Source organism: Trinickia violacea, assembly GCF_005280735.1.
Taxonomy (GTDB): Bacteria; Pseudomonadota; Gammaproteobacteria; order Burkholderiales; family Burkholderiaceae; genus Trinickia_A; species Trinickia_A violacea.
Window position 1 is genome coordinate 3,835,349 of record NZ_CP040077.1, and the last position, 16,583, is coordinate 3,851,931.

Genomic DNA, 16,583 nt, shown 5'->3' on the forward strand with positions numbered 1-16,583 from the left:
TCCTGACTACTCCATGAAATCCCTGCGCAACGTAAAGAGGAATGTCGTCCCGTCGCCCTGGCCGGACTCGACCCAGATCCGCCCGCCGTGCTGCTCGACGATGCGCTTGCATAGCGCGAGCCCGATCCCCGTGCCGGGGTACTCGCGGCGGGTATGCAGACGCTGGAAGATCAGGAAGATCCGCTCGAAGTATTGCGAATCGATGCCGATTCCGTTGTCCTTCACCCACAGCAGCCACATGTCGTCCTGAGAGCGGGCGCCGACGTGGATTTGCACAGGGCTGTCCGGGCGCCGGAACTTGATGGCGTTGCCCACCAAATTCTGAAACAGCAGCAACAGCTGGGTCGGGAGGGCCCGGACGACAGGCAGCGCATCGCGGGTCACTCGGGCGCCGGACTCCTGGACCAAGGCACTCAAGTTCTTGAGCGCCTGATCGAGCACCTGCGAGCAGTCGGTCGGCTGGCGCGCATCGTCCGGCCGCCCCACGCGCGAATAGACGAGCAGGTCGTCGATGAGCGCCTGCATGCGCGTGGCGCCGTCCACCGCGTGCCCAATGAACTCGTCGGCCCGCGTGTCGAGCTGGCCCTGGTAGCGGCGCTGCAGCAATTGCAACGGCCCCGCCACCGCGCGCAGCGGCTCTTGCAGGTCATGCGAGGCCACGTACGCGAACTGCTCGAGATCCTCGTTGGAACGCGCCAGCTCCTCGGTCCGCCTGCGCAGGTCCAGCTCGGCGCGCTTTCGCTCGGTGATATCGGCGATCGCGCTCAAGACAAACATGCCCTCCGAGGTTTCGATCGGATTGAGGCCGATTTCAATCGGCATCTCGGTGCCGTCGCGGCGCAAGCCGTAAAGGTCGCGCCCGACTCCCATCGGGCGGCTGTGCGGGGCGTGAAAGAATGCCCCGCGATAAGCGGGATGCTGAGCGCGGAAGCGCTCGGGCACGAGCGTCTCGATGCGCTGGCCCATCAGTTCCTCGCGCGCATAGCCGAACATTCTTTCGGCTTGCGAGTTCACCAGCACGATGCGGCCTTCGCTATTCACCATGATCATCGCGTTGGGCGCGGCTTCCACGGCGAGCCGGAAGCGTTCCTCGGCACGCTCGCGATCGGTGACGTCCTTGAACACCTGGACCGCGCCGACCAGCTTGCCCGTCGAGTCGAAGCACGGCGCGCCGCTCGCTTCCACATGCGTTTGCTTGCCGTCGGGACCGATCAGCAGGGTGTGGTTCACGAGACCGACGACGCGTTGCTCCTCGAGCGCGGCGAGCGCCGGATTGGCCGCCCGCTGCCGGTTCGGCCCTTGCAGGAAAGTCAGCACCTCGTCGATCGGCCGGCCCATCGCGGCTTCGCTCGTCGACCCGGTGAGGTCCTGCGCAACGCGATTGAAAAACGTGACGCGGCCGTCGATGTCCGTTGCCACGACGCCGTCGGCGATCGAGGCGAGCGTCACGTGCAGCAGCTCTTTCTGTTCGAACAGATTTTCGGCGGCGCTCGCCTCGGACAGCAGCATGCGCCGTGTCACGTATCCGAACGAGACGCACACCAACAGCGTCAGCGCACCGGACGCGAGCCCGGTCGCGATCGCGAGGTTGCGTGTCCTGACGGCGGCCTCGCGCTGCAAGGCCAGTTCGCGCCGGGCGGACAGCTCCATGTCGTGTGCAACCACGCGCGCACGGTCCATCACGACCTTGCCGGTGTCGTTCAGCACGATCGCTTGCGCGGCGTCGAAACCGCCCGTTTGACGGGCCGCGATGACGGCCGCCAGCTCCGCCTGCTTCGTCGCCAACAGCGAGCGCAGCTCGGTGAGACGCACCTGCTGAAGCGCATCGCCGCTCAGCAGCCCTGCCAGGCGATCGAACTGCTGCCCGATATTCGGCAGCGCCGCCGTGTAGGGTTCGAGGTAGCTCGGCCGGCCGGTGATGACGTACCCGCGCTGACCGGTCTCCATATCCTTGGCCAGCGAGAGCACCTGTTCGAGACCTGCGATGACCTCGTTCGAGCGGGACGCCTCGGCCTCGCTGTCGTAGAGGCGCACCGTGCCGAGCGCGCCGACGCCGGCGGTCAGCAGCAATAGAGCGGCCGCGGTCCACAGGCCGATATCGATCCAGCGCGATGCATTTTTCCCCAGCCGCTTGACGACGATGGCCATCTCAACTTCCCCCGAGAGCTGGCGTTACAGGCGGACGCATGCGTTGTGCGTGATGCGTTGTGCGTGGCAAGCTTCGATGCTAGGTCGGGCACGCGCGGCCGGATACTGTCATTGTTGGCAGGATGTCTCGACGCAGGCCCCCCCCGTTCTAAATGGCGGCTTCCGCCAAGAGATCCGGCAGCCGAATCCGCCAGTCCGCGGCCCAGCGCGGCAGGTCCTCCGGCGGCATGGGCCGGGCGATGAAAAATCCCTGCGCGATTTCACACGAGGTGGTTCGAACGAACGTCCAATCCTCCGCATTTTCGACGCCGGTCGCGACCGTTCGGATGCCGAGCCGATTGGCAAGGGCAAGGCTCGCCTCGACGATCGCCCGCTGCGACGCATCGCGCAGCGCGCCTTGCACGAAGCTCCTGTCGATCTTCAATTCGTCGAACGGCACGTCGCGAAGCTGCGCCAATGAGGACTGGCGAGTGCCGAACTCGTCCATCGAGACGCTCGCCCCCTTCAGGCGCAGCCTCGTCAAGACATCGAGCGACGCCACGCGGTCGCTCGTGAACCGCGTTTCGGTCACTTCCACGACCAAGTCGGACAGCTCGGCGCCGGCGCCCTCCGCAATGCGCACGACCGCCTCCGGAAAATGCAGCGTCTTCACGCTGTCCATCGAGCAATTGATGGCGATCTTGAAGTACGGCGAGAACTGCTTCTTCCACTCGCGCGCGCAAGCGAGCGCCGATTTGAGAAGGCCCTGCGTCAGATCGTCGATGAGCCCGTGCTCCTCGGCCATGCCGATGAAGCAAGCGGGTGCGATCAAGCCCAGCCTGGGATGCCGCCAGCGAACGAGCGCCTCGGCCCCCACGATGGCGCCCGTTGCCGTTGCGACCTTGGGCTGGTAGTAGTTGACGATTTCGCCGTTCGAAATGGCCGCTTTGAGGGCTTCCGGCTCGAAGTCGAACGCACTGCTGTTTTCCGCCTGCCTGCCCACGCTTTGCGGGACGCCGCTCAGGCACTCCCGCAACTGTTCCTGCGTCAGCGGCTTGGTCAGCGATCCGAGCACGCGCAGCCCTTGGGCCGAAGCGAGCCGCTCGGCGGTTTTCAAGAGCCGCGGGTTCTCGCCGCTCACCAGCATGAGCGTGCCTTCATAGCGCGCTTTCGCAAGCTGCCGCACGAATTCGATGCCATCCATTTCCGGCATTTGCAGGTCGCTGCAGACCAGGTCGATCGATTCGCCGCCCGCTTCGAGCATCGCGAGCGCCTCCTGCGCACGCTCGCATGAAAACACCTCTTGGAAACCGAGCTGATTGAGTTGCCGCGACAGCAGCTTCAAGGCGAACGGCTCGTCGTCGACGATGAGGACCTTGGTGGTGCGCTCGGGCGTGTTCATGCTGTCGGCCGGCTGGGGTTGCCGTTATCGGGCTCTCGCGCCTCGGCGTGGCGCGGCAACGGCGCCACCGATGCGTCCGGACGGGCGGTCATGCCGCCGTCGGGCTGAGACGATCCGTCGACGCTGCCGGGCAGGAACGTCCTGAGCTTGTCGAGCAGATGCGCGCGATCGAAGGGTTTGACGAGAAAATCCGCGGCGCCGGCCGTCAGGCTTTCCATCACGATCGCCTTCTGACTGTGTCCCGTCGTGATGATCACGGGGATCTCGGCGAATTGTTCGACCGCCTTGAGCCGCCGCGTGACTTCGACGCCGTTCAGATCGGGCAGCTCCACGTCCATGAGCACGAGATCGGGGCGCTGCTTCCACATCATCGCGAGCGCTTCCGTGCCGCTCGCCGCCCACGCCAGATCGACCTTGGCTCCGGACAGCAGCTTGTGCAGCAGCTTGCGCTGGAAGTCGTCGTCGTCCACGGCGAGGACCACGGGGCGCATGCGTTCGGCGAGCCCGCGCATCGTGCGCGCCGCCTCGAGTTGCGGCGCGATGGCGCTCGACAAGTCGCCGATGACCCGGCGCAGCGCTTCGACCGACGCCCCCACGGAGCGGAACTGCCGCCGCAATTCGTCGGCGTTCGGGGCGAGTCCGTTGCCTTCGCCGAGCGCTCCGGCGCCGCGAGCCGATCCGTTCCTGGCGTCAGGCGTCAGACCGAACGCGACGTCCAGCGCACGCTCGGCGGCTCGCGCAGCGGCACTCGTGCTGTCGATTTCCTGCGCGAAATGCCGCGTGAACTCGGCCAATTTCGGTTCGAGCGCCGACATGCGCCGCGCCTGGGCCGCCAGCTGCCCAGGCATTACGGCATCGGGGGCGAGCGGCTCCAGCAAGCGCACGGCGTGATGCACGGCCATTCGCAGCCGAGGCGCGTCGTTCGTCGCCGGCCAGAACAGCACGTAGTCGTCGAATTGCTGCTTCTTGCACAGGTCGTAGACGCGCCACAGATCGTCCTTGTTGCACAAGATGATCGTCTTGTGCGGGACGGTGGGGATGACCTTGCTGAGCCGGTACAGGCCGAGGTAGTACCGCTCGGCTTCCACGAGCGTATCGAAGCTCAGAATCAGGATCGACGGCAGATGCTTCTCGAAGTCCGACACCGCATATTCCGGTTTCGTCGAGGTGTGGACATTGTCGAACTCGTCGCCGAGCAGGCGCGCGACCAGATCGGCGTCGGCGCTCGCATGGGTTGCCACCAGGATCGAGGGACTGGCTTTCATCGTCACGCTCCTGTCACGGTTTGCAATAGCCGATGCACCTCGTCGCTCACGCCGCTGAAGGCGGTATCGAACTGAGCAACGAGTTCGGAAAGGGGCTCGGCGTCGCCTTGTCTCGCGACGGTCTCGAGCTCGGCGCAAAGGTCCCCGAAGCCCAGGGCGCCGATCGAGCGCGACGACGATTTGAGCTTGTGCGCGACGGCGGCGACCTCACGAGGCAAGGCGTCCCGCGCGTGCCGGCGAAGATCGTCCGCCAGGCCGCCCGCGGAATCCAGATACTCCTTCAGCAGCTCGCCGACGATCTCGGCGTCGTCGCCCACGATGCCCTTCAGGACGCCGAGATCCACCGTCGAGGCCGCGGACGCCACGCAAGACGACGGCGCACTCGGAGACTGCAGCGCGTCCGGCGGCACGATCCAGCACTCGAGGACCTGCTGCAGCTGATTCAGCTTCAGCGGCTTGGTCAGGTAGCCGTCGAAGCCCAGTTGCCTGACCCGGTTGGCTTCTCCCTGAATGGCGTTGGCGGTGAGCGCGACGATCGGCAGGCGCGGATGCTGATGCTGCTCCTCCTCGCCGCGGATGGCCTGAGCCAGCTGGTAGCCGTCCATGTGCGGCATGTGCAGGTCGGTCAGCAGCAACGCGTAGCGCCCTGGCTGCCACATGCGCAAGGCTTCCTTGCCGTGGGACGCGATCTCAGCGGCATAACCGAGCAGCGCAAGCTGTCTCGAGATCACCTTCCGGTTGATCGCGTCGTCTTCCGCGACAAGGATGATCGCGCCGGCGATATTCGGAGACCGCCGCACGGGCTCAGGCGGAGCGCTGCGTCCGCGCTCGCCCGGCATGCTGCCGGCCGCGTGCCAGAGCATCCCGCCGCTCGCCATCGCCACCGCATCGAGCAGCGTGCGGCGGCGCAATGCCTGCCTGCCGATGGCAATCACGTTCTCGTCATGAGCGGCGGGCGCGAGCGTGTACCCGGCCGTGATCAGCACTTGGCTGAACGGCCGGGCCGCGAGCTCGACGCCGAACGATTCCGGCTCGACGCTCCCGCCGCGGCCATCATGCAGGAGGACGGCCGGCCCGCGCGTGGCCGGCAACTCGCGCCCCGCGAAATCGAGATCGCTCAGCACGCTGGCCGCCGCGCCGGCGCTTTGCAGATAGCTGACGATGTCGGCGCTTTCGAAGTCCGGCGACGCGGCCACGAAGCACGTGACTCCGCTCAAATCCGGCAAATTCCGCCGCGCCGGCTGCTCCGGCGCGCGCAGCAGCGGCAAGCGCACGATGAAGGTGGAGCCGCTGCCGAGTTGGCTCGTCACCGAAATGTCGCCGTTCATCAAGTCCACCAGCCGTCGGCAGATCGCGAGGCCCAGGCCGGTGCCGCCGAAGCGTCTCGTGGTGGACGCTTCGGCCTGGCTGAATGGGCGGAACAATTTCGCGAGCGCCTCGGGCGACATGCCGATGCCGTTGTCGCGCACTTCGAAATGCAGTTCGGGCGGCGCGGCCTCGAGCCGTGCCTGAACCCAGACTTGGCCGCGGTCGCTCGCGCGGTTGCCGCAAAACTTGATCGCATTGCCGACGAGGTTGTACAGGATCTGACGCAGCCGCGTGTCGTCCGACAGGACGAGGGCCGGCAGGTCCGGCGACACGAACGTGCGCAGCGCGACGGCGCGCTGCTCGGCGACCGTGGCGAGCGACATGCACACGCCGTCGATGAGCTCTTCCACGGACAGGGGCGCGTACTCGACTTGCAGCTTGCCCGCCTCGATCTTGGAGAAGTCGAGAATGTCGTCGATGAGCTTGAGCAGCGCGTTCGCGGAATCGCGAATCGTGCAGACCATGTCTTTCTGATCGCCGGACAGCTCGGAGCGGGTCAGCACTTCGATCATGCCGATCACGCCGTTCATTGGCGTGCGGATCTCGTGACTCATCATGGCGAGGAAGGCGCTCTTCGCGCGCGACGCGGCTTCGGCGTCCGAGCGCGCCTGCTCGATCTGCAGCTGGGCGTTGCGCCTTTCCGTCACGTCGCGCGCGGTCGCATAGGCGGTGCCGTCGGGCAAGACAACGGCATTCCAGGCGAGCCACCGAACGGAGCCGTCCTTGCAAACGAAGCGGACTTCCAGGTGCTCGATCGGCGCTCCGGAACGGTGCTCTTGAATCGCCTGGCTCGTGGCTTGCCGATCGCTCGGCACGACGAAATCGATGAACGGACGCGACAGCAGCTCGTCCGCGGTCCACCCCAGCACCTCCGAAAACGCCGGATTGACGCGCGTGAAGTAGCCGTCCGGCGAGGTGATGCAGATGAGATCCAAAGAAAGTTCGAAAAGCTGGTCGCGCTGGGCCTCCGCCTGCTTGCGCCGGGTCATGTCGTGCAGCAGCACGATCGAGCCGGGCTCGCCGTTCTCGTCGTAGGGGACCGCCGTCACTTCCACGAAGATTTTCGATCCATCCAGACGAACCCACGTTTGCTCCAGCGCTTCGGCTGCGGCGCCTGCTTGCCTCCTCGGCTTGCTCCGGCCGCCGACGCTTGAGAGGTGGTCGAGATGCACGAAATGCTCGAAGCGGGCGATCGGCTGGCCCAGCAACTCGGCTTCGGACGTCGCACCCAGCGTAGACAGGGCTTTCGGATTGGCAAACGTAACGATGTCGGCGCGCTGTACCAGGACGGCGTAGGGCGAGCGCTCGATCAACTGGCGATAGCGTCGTTCGCTGTCCACGAGCGCCGCGGCTCGCCGCGAGGTCCGGCGGTCGGTGATCAGGATCAGCGCGGTGAGCAGGATGGCTGCGGCCAGCAGGAAAGCGCTTCGCGTGCGCCATGCCGACAGATACTCATCGGTCGAATAGCCGACTGCCACCGCGAGCGGAAAGTCCTTGAGCGTTTGATAGCCGATGACGGTGTCGGCGCCGTCGACGAGCGACCGCATGCGCAACGTGCCGGACGGCGATTGCTGAAGCGCTCGGCGCAGGGCGTCGTCGGGCGGCAGCGTCGCGCCGAACGCGTTGCCGCGGCTGGAGCCGGCCCCCCCTGCCCGGACGATGAAATCGTTCGTGCCGAGCACGAGAACGAGCCCGTTCCTGCCGACGCGCAGCCCTTTGTAGAGCTCGGTGAAGTAAGCGGGGTCGACCGAAACGATCACCACGCCGAGAAAGCTGCCATCGCGGCCGTCGATGCGCTGCGACAGCTGGAACTGCGCCTTCCCGCTAGTGCGGCCGATCAGCGGCTTGCCGACCACCGGCGCCGTGCTCGGGTCGTGCAAGTGGATTCGGAAGTTCTCCCGGCCGGAGAGATCGATCGTCTTGAAGCCGGGAAGCGTCGAGGCTCGCAGCACGCCATGCGCGTCGATCACGCCGACTTGCACGAACGCGTCGAGCTTCAAAATGCCCTCGTCGACAAATTGAGCGAGCGGGATCGCGACCCCGTCGTTGCGCACCTGCATCGCGACGACCGCAGCCACCTGCTCGGCTTCGCGCAGCACGCGGGCTGTGTTGGCGGACAGCGCATCGGCCAGCGCGGTTGCGCCGGCACGCGCCGTTCGGATTTCGCTGCCGGCGTCCCATGCAATCAGCGCGCCCAACGCCATCCAAAGCGCCGCGATCACGATCAGGCTCGCCAGCTGAATGCGGGCGAAGCGGCGCCGCAATATCGCGAACGCCTGGCTTGCGCGCCTGACGAGCGGCAACGGGTTTGGCGTTACGTCCATAAGCCATGCTCCAGGCCCGTAGGCCGTGAAACGAAAGGCCGGCACGCACGAGCGGGCGCCGTGGCTGGATTATCGGCGCTGCCCGTCTATTCTTCATACGTATTTTTCCCGACCAGCCCGGAGCTCGGGATGGCCGGTTTGTTGCTTGTGAGATCTCTACGCTTGGGCGGTGCGGGAAACTCAAGCGCGGGAATCGCCGATGCATGGCTCAATCACGCCCTTGCCCGGCCGCCATCAATTCTTGCCGGCGGTCACCCAGTCCGGATGGCAGGTGAAGGTCAACGTCGCCTCATGCGTCTCCATCGCGCCAAAGCCGGACGTGCTCGCCAACTTGGTCGACGCCAGCATGCCGCGCTGCTTGCAGAACTCAGCCGCGCGGTCGTTGGCCTGATTCCAGGCCCTGCCCCACGCCAACGACCCTCCCGCAGCCTGAGTGGTGATCACGTAGGTATTGGCCTGCCCCGTGGGCGTAATGACCGGGCCGCTCGCGCATGCGCCGAGCAGCGCCGCCGCGAAAACAGCCGTAGTGAATTTTGCGTATCTCAGCATTCCATTGCTCCGAAAGGCTGTCGCCCAATGAAGGCAACCGGACCACAGGCGGTCGGCCGATGAGGCGACTGCCGCCGTCAAAGCTAGTCCAGCAGCGTTAAAGAATTGCGAGATAAGGACGATCCAAACGCATTCAAGTTTCAGAATTTGCAACAGTTCGTTGCATCGTGATGGTCGTGCACGAAGTTTCGATCGATCGCAGCCTAAATAATAAAAAAGCGCTGCCGATAACCAGACACGGCGCATTTTTTTCGCGGTCGAACTTACATGCAGAGCACGTACAACTTTTGGCTGGTCGCACTATCGCTTGCCGTTGCCAACAAGACAGCGGACGATGTCCGCCCCCACTCCGTAGAAACCCGAAATTGAGCCAGGCTCATACCCAACCCCACAAAAAATCCATTCTTCGGGAACCGGGCTCGACAGCACAATCACAAAACCTGCTTTACCCGTAACGGGTCAGGGTGCGGTCGGTACAAATACAAGTCCTAGAACGACATTCATATTGGAGACGGTCAACGATGCGATTCAAACAACTTCGCGCGGCGCTCTTCGCCGCTGCAGTACTCGCCGCGAGCGGCGCGGCTCACGCGGCCAGCCCGAGCGACTGGTGCGCCTCCGGCAAGACCGTGCACTTTGCCGGCATCACCTGGGAAAGCGGCGCGTTCGCCACTGAAGTGCTGCGGCAGATTCTCGAGAAGGGCTATGGCTGCAAGACCGACGTCGTGCCCGGCAGCACCGCGGCCACCGAAACCGCGCTCGCTCACAACGACATCCAGGTCTGGGCCGAGCAATGGACGGGCCGCAGCGAGATCACCGCGAAGGCCGTCGCTTCGGGCAGCGTCAAGCTGGTCGGCGATACGCTGCCCGGCGGCACGAAGGAAGGCTGGTTCGTTCCCGAATATGTCGTGAAGGGCGACGCCGCGCGCGGCATCAAGCCGTCGGCGCCAGGGCTCGCTTCCGTCTCCGATCTGCCGAAGTACAAGAACCTCTTCACCGACGACGAAGAGCCCAACAAGGGCCGCTTCCTGAACTGTCCGTCGGGCTGGGACTGCGAGCGCGTCAACACGCGGCTCCTGAAGGTGCTCAAGCTCGACGATTCGTATACGAACTTCCGCCCCGGCACGGGCGCGGCGCTCGATGCGGCGATCGCGTCGGCCTACGAGCGCGGCAAGCCGATCCTCTTCTACTACTGGGGCCCGGCCGCGCTGATGGCGAAGTACAAGCTCACCGAGCTCAAGATGCCGCCGTACAACGACGCCTGCTGGCAGACGCTGCGTAACGAAAGCAGCACGTCGCAATGCGCGTCGTCGTACATGGTCTCGCACATCACGGTGGGCGTATCGACGCCGTTCTACCAAGCCGACCCGCAGCTGATCACGATGCTCCAGAAGGTCCAGTTCCCGATGGACTTCCTGAACTCGACCATCCTCGAGATGAACACGAAGAAGCTCGACGGCAGCACGATGGCCACCGACTTCCTGAAGACGCATCCCGAGATGTGGAAACAATGGGTGCCGGCCGACGTGGCGTCGAAGATCCAGGCGAGCCTGGCGAGCTAATGGCTGTTAGCTGATACGCGAGCTGATGATGAATTCGTTTTTCCTACACTTGTCGATCGCCGATTGGGTGAACGACGTCGTGCAATCGTTCGTCGCGCAGTACGGCGACAGCTTCCACGACTTCAGCACCACGCTGCTGCGGTATCTGCTGGTGCCGCTCGAAGGCGCGCTGCGGGCCGTGCCGCCGTGGCTGCTGCTGATCGCGATCGGGCTGCTCACCTGGAACGCGACGCGGCGTCTTTCCGTCGCCGGCTTCTTCGTGCTGCTGCTCTACGCGATCGGCTGCTTCGGGCTGTGGGACAAACTCATGCAGACGCTCGCGTTGATGCTGGTGGCGACCGCGCTGTCGGTCGTGCTCGGCGTGCCGCTCGGCATTCTGACGTCTCGCAGCGCGTGGCTCAGGCGCATCCTGCTGCCGATCCTCGACATCATGCAGACGCTGCCGAGCTTCGTGTACCTGATTCCGGTCCTGATGCTGTTCGGCCTCGGTAAAGTGCCGGCCATCTTCGCGACGATCATCTATGCGCTGCCGCCGCTGATTCGCCTGACCGATCTTGGCATCCGGCACGTGGACGCTGAAGTCGTCGAAGCGGCTCGCGCGTTCGGCACCACGCGCTGGCAGTTGCTTCTGAACGTCCAGTTGCCGTTGGCGCGGCCGAGCATCATGGCCGGTATCAATCAGACGACGATGATGGCGTTGTCGATGGTCGTGATCGCATCGATGATCGGCTCGCGCGGGCTCGGTGAAGACGTGCTCGCGGGCATTCAAACGCTCGACGTAGGCAAGGGCATGCAGGCCGGTATCGCGATCGTGATTCTCGCAATCGTCATCGACCGCATCAGCCAGGGCTACGGCCAGGACCGCCGCGCACGCCGCCTGCTCGCGCTGAAGAAGCGCTCGAAAGCGGCCTCGCGCGTGCCGTATCGCGTGGCGGCAACCGAAACGGCCGCCGATCAAACCGCCGGCGATGCCGAAGAGAACGGCCTCGAAGTGCGGCCGGCAAAGTAACGCGCCGCGGGCTAGGAGTCAGTGCTGAAGCACTAACTCCTAACAACCTCAGCATGGGACCAGGAGAACGAAATGGCAGCGATCGAAGTCAAGCACGTCTACAAGCTCTTCGGCCACGAAAGCGGTCACGCGCGCGTGCTCGACCTGCTAAAAAGCGGCAAAGGCAAAGCCGAAGTGCTCGCGCAGACCGGCTGCAACGTCGGCCTGAACGACGTGAGCCTGCATATCGGTTCCGGCGAGATCTTCGTGATCATGGGCCTCTCGGGCTCCGGCAAGTCCACCCTCGTGCGGCACTTCAACCGCCTCATCGAGCCGACCGCCGGCGAGATCGTCATCGACGGCAACGACGTCATCAAGCTCGACCCCAAGGGCTTGCGCGAGCTGCGCCGCTACAAGATCAGCATGGTGTTCCAGAACTTCGGGCTGCTGCCGCATCAGACCGTCATCGACAACACCGCCTACGCGCTCAAGACGCGCGGCGAGGCCAAGGCCGAGGCGCTCGAGAAAGCGCAGCTCTGGCTCGGCCGCGTCGGCCTCGACGGCTACGGGCAGCATTACCCCGATGAATTGTCGGGCGGCATGCGCCAGCGCGTGGGCCTCGCGCGCGCGCTCGCCGCCGACACCGACGTGCTGCTCATGGACGAAGCGTTCTCCGCACTGGACCCGCTGATCCGCACTGAAATGCAGGACCAGCTGCTGCAGCTGCAGGAGAAGCTGAACAAGACGATCGTGTTCATCACGCACGATCTCGATGAGGCGCTGCGCATCGGCGACCGCATCGCGATCCTCAAGGACGGCCAGCTCGTGCAAGTCGGCACACCCGACGACATCGTCCACCGCCCCGCCGACGAGTACGTGCGCCGCTTCGTCGAGCGGCGCGCGAGTATGCAGTGACCAGGCCGCACCGCGAGCAGCCTGTCACCGGCTGGCGGCCGAACGATTCAGGCGTTCCTGATTTGAAAGGAAGGGCCGGTAAAGCCCGCCGGCAATCGGACAGTCAGCCTTTTTCCGCATAACGAAGAAATGAAAAAAGGCCAGTCGCTACAGACTGACCTTCTGACAGTTGCGTCGGCCGGCGTGCTTGTGCGGTCCTGACCGGCTACTGGTACGAGAACGTGATCGTTGACACGGCATTGACGCTGCCCGGTGTGATCGTGCTCGCGGTCTGGATATATTGTGCCGAGAATGGGATCGTGTAGTTGGTTGCAGCAGAACTGGCGTTGCCGCCGACATACCACTGATTGCGAGTACCCGCCTGGCTACTATCGGGACCGAACGAGACGGGTCCTGTCCGGCCACCGCAATAAGAGGCGCTTGTACAGGCTATCTGGATGCCCACCCCTTTCGCGGTTGACGAAGACGAAAGGCTGAGCGTGCTGCCCGTATTCGAGGGAGTACTCACATCGGACATGGTGGCATACAGGCCAACGCCTGCCGGGCAGCTCAAGCCGATACGGAAGTCTGCCGGGGTTCCCGCGGTTGCACCGACTCCTCCGAAACCGCCACCCGCAATCCTCAATGACGGCAAGGGAACGGTCTTGGCCCTGTCCCCCGCGTTGATCGTACAACTCGAGCTTTTGACCGTAATGTTGCTGCTGGAAATGGAGAAATTGGGCCGGACATAACTGGCATTATATTCCCACTCTGTATCAGAGTACACATCGTACAAGCGGAAATGCCCGGAAAAATTTTTCGGCGTAATGGTATAGCTGCCGGGGGTCACCGGACCCGTTGCCACGTAGATCGCCTGCATGTCAACGCCGAGTGCGCTGGCAGTACGTTTTCTGGAAGCAAACAGATATACGCCGCCGTATATAATGGGTGTCCACTCCTGAGGTGGATTCCTGGCTACGACTGAAAAAGCGATATTGGGAACATTGGTCTCGTACAGCTGAAGCTTTCCGTATTGCGAATCATAGGTCCGGCCTGTAGGGGGGCTATTGGCGGTAAGCACCAGCCCCATTCCCTTAACGCAATCCACATATTGATATACATTTGACTGTGGTGCGTGAGCAGACCCGAGAACACGCGGGTATGTTGCGTTGACCGGGAGGTCTATTATCTGGGTGAGTGCGGGAATCGTTATATCGCTACCGACGGAGGCTGAGCACTTTGCAGAGGCATTTCCCACCAGGCCAAACATCATCATGAAGCCGGCCGGAAACGTGGCGAAAATCGTAACGAAAATTTTCATAATTGAATAAACATAGCCGAATGATTATGAATCATTTTCGCACCTGACCAGAATTCCGACCATAGGACACGTCCGATTTTGGATGTGTCCGTATATTAATCCGGGGCAATCGCATGACGCTGCCATTGAAATCCATGGGCGGGCGCTAGTGTCATGCCGGGGGCCGCATGCACGAAAGTCGTGCGCGAAACGCGCCTGACACGGCTGCTCTATACGAGCGTGACGGGCCCCGCATGATCGAATGCTCGAAGTCGTCATCGACGGCGACGACGCCATCAAGCTCGATCCGAAGGGCCTGCGCGAGCCGACCGATGCCAAGGCGTTCCTGATTTGAAAGGAAGGGCCGGTAGCATGTCGCAACCGGCCGGCTTTCGTTGCGACGATGGCGGGCTCATGCAACTGCGGAATGGCGAGTCATCGAATTGGAAACCTACGTCTTGCTTGGCATCGGCTTCGGCCTCGCGCTCCTGATTGCGATCTGGGGCCTCTGGAAACTCAAGTAACGCGCGCGGCCGCGCCGGCGGCCGATCAGAATTCGACCAGCGCGAAATCTTCCTTGCCCACGTCGCACAGCGGGCAGCGCCAATCGGCCGGAACGTCCGCCCAGCGCGTTCCCGGCGCAATGCCTTCTTCCGGCACGCCGGCGGCTTCGTCATAGACCCAGCCGCAGATCACGCACACCCATTGCTTGAACGTCTGCCCTGCCGGCTCCGGCTCGCCGGCTGACGGGGCTTCGTTTGCAGCCGGCGCGGCTGTCTCCCCATTGGGCTCATCCAGGCTCACGACGAGCGGCGCGGCTGTGCTCTCGATATTCGCAGCCAGTTGCGTCTGCAGCGCGTTGAGCAGCCGTCGCGCTTCTTCGACGGTCAAATCGATCCAGTAGGGATCGCCGGCGCCGTCGTTGAGCCGGAGTGTTTCCTGGTGGTCAACGAGAATACAAGCTAAAAGCTGTAAATCCAATTAACAACTTATAGCCTGTTTTCCTTATTTACAGCCCAACGCCTGTTTTCGTAGAATACAGGCCACGAACTGTACCCCACAAGCGGGAGCACAAGGTGGACTACCCGATCAAGACACTCAGCCAGCTACGCCCCATTCTTCAAGGTTTTCGCAAGGCCGCCGGCCTCACGCAAGCCGCCATGGCCAGCCAGTTGGGTATCACGCAGCAGAGCTACGCTCAGCTCGAGGCCAACCCCGCCGCCGCCAGCATGGAAAGACTCTTCAAAGTCATGCGCATGCTGGATGTCGAAATGCGGCTGGCGCACGAAGATTTACCTGCGAGCAAGGCAGCGCCAGCCGGCACCAAGAATGACAGCAAACAGTCCGGTACAGCGGAAAGCTCGAGCAGCGCACGAAAAACGCCTGACACCAACCGCCTTCGCCGCGGCGGCGCCGCCCCGAAGAAGAGGGAGGATTGGTAATGAGCCGCCGCACGCAGACACGAAGACTCAACGTATGGATGAACGGCATCCCGGTGGGTTACTGGGAAAGCGCGCGGGACGGCGAGCGTCTCGGCTACTTCGATGAATGGCTCGCCGATGAGCAAGGTCGTCCGCTTTCTCTTTCGCTGCCATTCGCGCCAGGCAACCCGCCTTATCGCGGCGATCTCGTCACCGCGTTTTTCGACAATTTGCTCCCTGATAGCGATGCCATCCGCAGACGCCTGGCGCAACGTCACCACACGGGAAGCACGAAGCCGTTCGATCTGTTGTCCGCCCTGGGCCGGGACTGTGTCGGCGCGATTCAACTGCTCCCGCCGAACGAAGCGCCCACCGATCTCCGCGAAATCAAGGGAGAGCGGCTGACCGAACCGGACATCGCTCAGCTGCTGCGCAACACAACCGCGACGGCACCGCTTGGCTTGCACGATCGCGATGACGATTTGAGGCTATCGATCGCGGGGGCCCAAGAAAAAACCGCCTTGTTGCGCCGCGATCAGCAATGGATCAAGCCGGCCGGCAGCACGCCGACCACGCATATCTTCAAGCTGCCGCTGGGCCTCGTCGGCAATATGCAGGCCGACATGCGCAGCTCGATCGAAAACGAATGGCTGTGCTCGAAAATCGTTGCAGCCTACGGGCTACCTATCGCGAACTGCGAGATGGCCAACTTCGAGGATCAGAAGGTGCTCGTCGTCGAGCGCTTCGATCGTAAGCCGGCGAGCGACAAGAAGTGGATAGTCCGCCTGCCGCAAGAGGACATGTGTCAGGCAACCGGCACGCCCCCATTACTCAAGTATCAGCAGGACGGCGGCCCCGGGATCGCCGCGATCATGGACGTGCTGCTCGGCTCAGAACAGGCGCGCGAGGACAGACGGAATTTCTTCAAGACCCAGCTCGTGTTCTGGCTGCTCGCAGCCACCGACGGGCACGCGAAGAACTTCAGCCTCTTCCATTTGCCGGGTGGCCTCTACCGAGCCACGCCGCTTTACGACGTGCTTTCCGCTCACCCGATCATCGGTCGCCGCCGCAACCAGATCGCGCCGCAAAAAGCGAAACTCGCGATGGCGGTAAGAGGCAGCAGCAACCACTATCAGATCGACAAGATCCTGCCGCGACATTGGTTTCAACAAGGGCGGCAGGCCGGGTTGGGCGAGGCCGCGGTGCAGGACATCATCGCCGAGGTGGTCGATCGGACGGAAAGCGTCATCGACGTTGCGAACGACGGGTTGCCTCCCAGCTTCCCCGCTGCCGTAGCCGACGCGATCTTGTCGGGCTTGAAAAAGCAGAGCGGCAAGCTCGCCGCGCTCATGACGTACGGCGCGGGCTCGGAAACCTAACCCC

12 protein-coding genes are annotated in these 16,583 nt (G+C 63.7%); 5 read left to right on the forward strand and 7 right to left on the reverse strand.

The window, feature by feature from the left end; genetic code table 11:
• Positions 1-6: 6 nt before the first annotated feature.
• From FAZ95_RS17600 to FAZ95_RS17620, 5 genes are all read right to left on the reverse strand, one after another.
• On the reverse strand, positions 7-2,148 hold the full coding sequence (locus tag FAZ95_RS17600; RefSeq protein ID WP_137333617.1) for a sensor histidine kinase: 2,142 nt from the start codon (positions 2,146-2,148) through the stop codon (positions 7-9).
• Between the two features lie 148 nt (positions 2,149-2,296).
• A complete protein-coding gene (locus tag FAZ95_RS17605) occupies positions 2,297-3,529 on the reverse strand; it encodes an EAL domain-containing response regulator (protein WP_137333618.1) in 1,233 nt (410 codons plus the stop codon).
• Entirely contained in the window at positions 3,526-4,794 is a 1,269-nt protein-coding gene (locus FAZ95_RS17610) for a response regulator (protein ID WP_137333619.1), read from the reverse strand. The genes FAZ95_RS17605 and FAZ95_RS17610 overlap by 4 nt, the downstream gene beginning before the upstream one ends.
• A gap of 2 nt (positions 4,795-4,796) precedes the next feature.
• Entirely contained in the window at positions 4,797-8,486 is a 3,690-nt protein-coding gene (locus FAZ95_RS17615) for a PAS domain S-box protein (RefSeq protein WP_137333620.1), read from the reverse strand.
• Positions 8,487-8,720: 234 nt separating this feature from the next.
• Positions 8,721-9,035, reverse strand: a complete 315-nt coding sequence (locus FAZ95_RS17620) for a hypothetical protein (protein ID WP_137333621.1) — start codon at positions 9,033-9,035, stop codon at positions 8,721-8,723.
• A gap of 521 nt (positions 9,036-9,556) precedes the next feature.
• Between FAZ95_RS17620 and FAZ95_RS17625 the strand changes: the two genes are divergently transcribed.
• From FAZ95_RS17625 to FAZ95_RS17635, 3 genes are all read left to right on the forward strand, one after another.
• A complete protein-coding gene (locus tag FAZ95_RS17625; RefSeq protein WP_137333622.1) occupies positions 9,557-10,597 on the forward strand; it encodes an ABC transporter substrate-binding protein in 1,041 nt (346 codons plus the stop codon).
• A 28-nt stretch (positions 10,598-10,625) separates the two neighbouring features.
• A complete protein-coding gene (locus tag FAZ95_RS17630; protein ID WP_137334613.1) occupies positions 10,626-11,606 on the forward strand; it encodes an ABC transporter permease in 981 nt (326 codons plus the stop codon).
• Positions 11,607-11,678: 72 nt separating this feature from the next.
• Positions 11,679-12,500 carry a quaternary amine ABC transporter ATP-binding protein gene (locus tag FAZ95_RS17635; protein WP_137333623.1) on the forward strand — a complete coding sequence of 274 codons (822 nt, stop codon included), beginning with the start codon at positions 11,679-11,681 and terminating at the stop codon, positions 12,498-12,500.
• A 205-nt stretch (positions 12,501-12,705) separates the two neighbouring features.
• On the opposite strand, the gene FAZ95_RS17640 is transcribed toward FAZ95_RS17635, so the two are convergent.
• Both FAZ95_RS17640 and FAZ95_RS40525 read right to left on the reverse strand, forming a co-directional pair.
• A complete protein-coding gene (locus FAZ95_RS17640) occupies positions 12,706-13,800 on the reverse strand; it encodes a fimbrial protein (protein ID WP_137333624.1) in 1,095 nt (364 codons plus the stop codon).
• Positions 13,801-14,328: 528 nt separating this feature from the next.
• Complete coding sequence (locus tag FAZ95_RS40525) at positions 14,329-14,760, reverse strand: rubredoxin (protein WP_302674737.1); 432 nt, start codon at positions 14,758-14,760, stop codon at positions 14,329-14,331.
• A gap of 95 nt (positions 14,761-14,855) precedes the next feature.
• Here FAZ95_RS40525 and FAZ95_RS17650 point away from each other — a divergent pair, with 95 nt between their 5' ends.
• Both FAZ95_RS17650 and FAZ95_RS17655 read left to right on the forward strand, forming a co-directional pair.
• Entirely contained in the window at positions 14,856-15,221 is a 366-nt protein-coding gene (locus tag FAZ95_RS17650) for a helix-turn-helix transcriptional regulator (protein WP_137333625.1), read from the forward strand.
• Positions 15,221-16,579, forward strand: a complete 1,359-nt coding sequence (locus tag FAZ95_RS17655) for a type II toxin-antitoxin system HipA family toxin (RefSeq protein WP_137333626.1) — start codon at positions 15,221-15,223, stop codon at positions 16,577-16,579. The genes FAZ95_RS17650 and FAZ95_RS17655 overlap by 1 nt, the downstream gene beginning before the upstream one ends.
• Positions 16,580-16,583: the final 4 nt, after the last annotated feature.

What these genes read in the sequence shown, in the direction of transcription:
- FAZ95_RS17600 (WP_137333617.1), bottom strand. Translation starts at nt 2,148, where the DNA reads ATGGCCATCGTCGTCAAGCGGCTGGGGAAAAATGCATCGCGCTGGATC.
- FAZ95_RS17605 (WP_137333618.1), bottom strand. Translation starts at nt 3,529, where the DNA reads ATGAACACGCCCGAGCGCACCACCAAGGTCCTCATCGTCGACGACGAG.
- FAZ95_RS17610 (WP_137333619.1), bottom strand. Translation starts at nt 4,794, where the DNA reads ATGAAAGCCAGTCCCTCGATCCTGGTGGCAACCCATGCGAGCGCCGAC.
- FAZ95_RS17615 (WP_137333620.1), bottom strand. Translation starts at nt 8,486, where the DNA reads ATGGACGTAACGCCAAACCCGTTGCCGCTCGTCAGGCGCGCAAGCCAG.
- FAZ95_RS17620 (WP_137333621.1), bottom strand. Translation starts at nt 9,035, where the DNA reads ATGCTGAGATACGCAAAATTCACTACGGCTGTTTTCGCGGCGGCGCTG.
- FAZ95_RS17625 (WP_137333622.1), top strand. Translation starts at nt 9,557, where the DNA reads ATGCGATTCAAACAACTTCGCGCGGCGCTCTTCGCCGCTGCAGTACTC.
- FAZ95_RS17630 (WP_137334613.1), top strand. Translation starts at nt 10,626, where the DNA reads ATGAATTCGTTTTTCCTACACTTGTCGATCGCCGATTGGGTGAACGAC.
- FAZ95_RS17635 (WP_137333623.1), top strand. Translation starts at nt 11,679, where the DNA reads ATGGCAGCGATCGAAGTCAAGCACGTCTACAAGCTCTTCGGCCACGAA.
- FAZ95_RS17640 (WP_137333624.1), bottom strand. Translation starts at nt 13,800, where the DNA reads ATGAAAATTTTCGTTACGATTTTCGCCACGTTTCCGGCCGGCTTCATG.
- FAZ95_RS17655 (WP_137333626.1), top strand. Translation starts at nt 15,221, where the DNA reads ATGAGCCGCCGCACGCAGACACGAAGACTCAACGTATGGATGAACGGC.